The organism is Frankia sp. CcMO1 (assembly GCF_977945845.1).
This window is the reverse complement of sequence record NZ_CDWTMG010000337.1, coordinates 1-3,975: the sequence shown is the minus strand read 5'-3', so window position 1 is coordinate 3,975 and position 3,975 is coordinate 1. Positions and strand designations below refer to the sequence as shown.

The window sequence follows — 3,975 nt, the reverse complement described above, 5'->3', positions numbered from 1 at the left end:
AGGTACCAGCGGACAGCGAGGAGGCGCGCTCGCGCGGCACGTGGTTGGTCACGGCGCAGAGCTTGCCTGATCGCGTCGCTGCTTCCTCGGGAGTGCTGACGAATCCGCCGTTGATCTCAACGAATTATCTTTGAGGGATCAACACACTTAGGGACTGTTGCGCCGCGTGCCTCTCTGGTGGCTCTGAGTGGCGGGGCTAGACTTCGACCGGCGGGCCGTTGCGGGCGAGAGGGGACTGGGATGCCGGCGGATTCTTTTGTTCACCTCCACGTGCACACTGAGTATTCGATGCTGGACGGTGCGGCGAAAACGGGCTTGCTTTTCAAGGAAGCGGCGAAGCTGGGGATGCCGGCCGTCGGGATGACCGACCACGGTAACATGTTCGGCGCCTACGAATTTTATCAGGGCGCGAAGTCCGCAGGTGTCAAGCCGATCATCGGGATTGAGGCGTACCTGGCGCCCGAGTCGCGCCATCACAAGCGGCCTGTCCTGTGGGGTGAGCGTTCGCAGCGCGACGTCGACCCTGCGGGTGAGGGTGGTGACGTGTCCGGTAGCGGCGCCTACACCCACATGACGATGCTCGCGGCCAACGGGGCCGGGCTGCGCAACCTGTTCCGGCTGTCGTCGATCGCGTCGATCGAGGGCTACTACCGCAAGCCGCGGATGGACCACGAGCTGGTCTCCCAGTACTCCGAAGGGATCATCGCGACGACGGGCTGCCCGTCGGGTGAGGTGCAGACTAGGCTTCGTCTGGGCCAGTTCGACAAGGCGCTCACCGCGGCGGCCACCTACCAGGAGGTCTTCGGCGCGGACAACTTCTTCCTGGAGTTGATGGATCACGGTTTGCCGATCGAGCGCAGCGTCCGCCAGGGGCTGCTCGACATCGGCGACAAGCTGGGGCTTCGCCCGCTGGCCACGAACGACTCGCACTATGTGACCCAGGATCAGGCGGGAAGCCACGAGGTGCTGCTGTGCGTCGGCACCGGTAAAAAACTCGACGATCCGACCCGTTTCAAATTCGACGGATCGGGATATTACCTCAAGTCTCCGGAGGAAATGCGCAACCTGTGGGACAGTGAGGTCCCCGGGGCCTGCGACAGCTCTCTGCTTATCGCCGAGCGCGTCGAGTCCTACGACGATGTTTTCAAGTTTGTGGACCGGATGCCGCGCTACCCTGTCCCCGAGGGTGAGACGCAGCTGTCCTGGCTGCGCAAGGAAATCGACCGCGGACTGACGTGGCGCTTCCCTGCGGGCGTGCCCGCCGATGTGGTCGAGCGCGTCGACTACGAGGTCGGCGTGATCGACAAGATGGGTTTCCCGGCTTACTTCCTGGTCGTCGCCGACATTTGCAAGTTCGCGAGAGATCGGGGCATCGGGCTGGGTCCGGGGCGTGGATCGGCGACCGGGTCGATGATCGCCTATATCCTGGGTATCACCGAGCTGAACCCGATCGAGCACGCGCTGATCTTCGAGCGGTTCCTCAACCCGGAGCGGATCAGCCCGCCGGATATCGACCTGGACTTCGACGAACGTCGACGCGGTGAGGTGATCCGCTACATCACCGAGCAGTACGGCGAGGACCGCGTCGCGCAGATCAACACCTTCGGCACCATCAAGGCCAAGGCCGCGATCAAGGACTCGTGCCGGGTGCTGGGTTACGACTACGTCCTCGGCGACAAGATCTCAAAGGCGATGCCGCCGGATGTGATGGGCCAGGGCATCCCGCTGGCCGGGATCTTCGACCCGAACCATGAGCGGTACGGTGAGGCCGCCGAGGTCCGGGCCCAGTACGAGACCGACACCAAGGTTCGGAAGGTCATCGACACCGCGCGGGGGCTGGAGGGGCTCACCCGCGGCACTGGTGTCCACGCCGCCGGGGTCATCCTGTGCTCGGAGCCGCTGCTGGATGTCCTGCCGATCCATCGCCGCGACAATGACGGCGCGATCATCACCGGGTTCCCGTTTCCTCAGTGCGAGGAGATGGGCCTGCTCAAGATGGACTGCCTCGGCCTGCGGAACCTCACCGTCATCGGTGACGCGATCGAGGCCGTCAAGCGTAACCGCAACGTCGACATCGACCTGTCCACCCTCCCCCTGGAGGACACGAAGGCCTTCGAGTTGCTCGCCCGCGGCGACACGCTCGGGGTGTTCCAGCTCGACGGCGGACCGATGCGTAACCTGCTGCGCCTGATGGCACCGACGAAGTTCGGCGACATCGCCGCCGTGCTCGCGCTCTACCGGCCCGGCCCGATGGCGGCCAACAGCCACATCGAGTACGCCGACCGCAAGAACGGCCGCAAGGAGATCCTCCCGATCCACCCCGAGCTCGCCGAGGCGCTGGAGCCCATCCTCGGCGAGACCTACCACCTGGTGGTCTACCAGGAGCAGGTCATGGCCATCGCCCGGGAGCTGGCCGGCTACAGCCTCGGCGGCGCCGACCTGCTGCGCCGCGCGATGGGCAAGAAGAAGAAGGAGATCCTGGACAAGGAGTTCGCTCGCTTCTCCGCCGGGATGAGGGAGAAGGGCTACACCGACACGGCGGTCCAGGCGCTGTGGGACGTGCTCGTCCCATTCTCCGGCTACGGGTTCAACAAGTCCCACACCGCCGGGTACGGCGTCGTGTCGTTCTGGACGGCCTACCTCAAGGCCAACTACCCGGCCGAGTTCATGGCGGCGCTGCTGACGTCCGTCGGTGACGACAAGGACAAGATGGCGGTGTACCTGGCCGAGACCCGCCGGATGGGTATCCAGGTCCTGCCCCCCGACGTCAACGAGTCGGATCTGCGGTTCGGTGCGGTCGGTGACTCGATCCGTTTCGGCCTGGGGGCCGTCCGTAATGTTGGGGAGAACGTCGTCGCCTCGATAGTCGCGGCCCGGCGGAGGAAGGGCGCGTATGAGTCGTTCGCTGACTTCCTGCAGAAGGTCGACATCGGGGTGTGCAACAAGCGCACCATCGACTCGCTGATCAAGGCGGGGGCGTTCGACTCGCTGGGCCATCACCGCCGTGTGCTGGTCAATGTGCACGAGAACGCGATCGACGCGGTGATCATCACGAAGCGGGCCGAGGCCATCGGCCAGTTCGACCTGTTCGGCGACGGGGGCGCCGGAGAGGAGGAGAGCCCGGCGCTAGGACTCGACCTGGACCTGTCCGGCCCCGAATGGCCGAAAAAGGAGCTGCTGGCTCAGGAACGCGACATGCTCGGCCTGTACGTGTCCTCGCATCCGCTGGAGGGTGCCGAGCGGGCGCTGGATCGCCACCGCGACACCCGGATCGTCGACCTCGCCGAGGCCAACGACGGGACGACCGTACAGATCGCCGGCATCATCAGCAAGATCGACCGGCGGATCAACAAGAACACCGCCAAGGCGTGGGCGATCGTGACCGTCGAGGATCTCGACGCCTCCGTCGAGGTGCTGTTCTTCCCCCAGTCCTACGAGGTCCATTCGTACGCGCTCGTGACCGACGCGGTCATCTCGGTGCGGGGCAGGATCAACGAGCGGGAGGGGTCGGTCTCGCTGTTCGCCCAGGACCTGACGGTGGTCGATGTCGCGACGCACGTGAACGGGCCGCCTGTCGTCATCACTCTGCCGTCACACAAGATCACACCACCGCTGGTCGATGACCTCAAACTCGTCCTGACGACTCATCCCGGGACAACTCCGGTGCACCTGCGTCTCGAAGGCCCGCAGAACACGCATCTGCTCCTGCTCGAACTCCAGGTGCAGGCGAGTAGTTCGCTACTCGGGGATCTCAAGGCCCTGCTGGGTGCCCGAGCGGTCACCGTATGAGCGACCCGTCGCCGGAGGCGAGACAGCCTGCCGAGGTGGTGCTGTGCTCGACGGATAGTCCGCCGCGTTGCTGACACACTGGGTGGCAACGCTGGCCGTGCCGGCCGTCGACCTCCAGGCGTGGGAAGTCGACTATCAGGCGTGGCTACGAGGCGACCTGTGACACCCGGGCAGGTGCGTGTGGTC

The 3,975-nt window shown here is 65.3% G+C and carries 1 protein-coding gene; it reads left to right on the top strand.

Going from position 1 to position 3,975, the window contains the following annotated elements:
• Positions 1 to 240: 240 nt before the first annotated feature.
• Positions 241 to 3,789 (top strand): DNA polymerase III subunit alpha, encoded by a 3,549-nt coding sequence (dnaE, locus tag AC08OU_RS23320; protein WP_476601725.1) that lies wholly within the window; start codon positions 241 to 243, stop codon positions 3,787 to 3,789.
• The last annotated feature ends 186 nt before the right edge of the window (positions 3,790 to 3,975 follow it).

What these genes read in the sequence shown, in the direction of transcription:
- dnaE (WP_476601725.1), top strand. Translation starts at nt 241, where the DNA reads ATGCCGGCGGATTCTTTTGTTCACCTCCACGTGCACACTGAGTATTCG.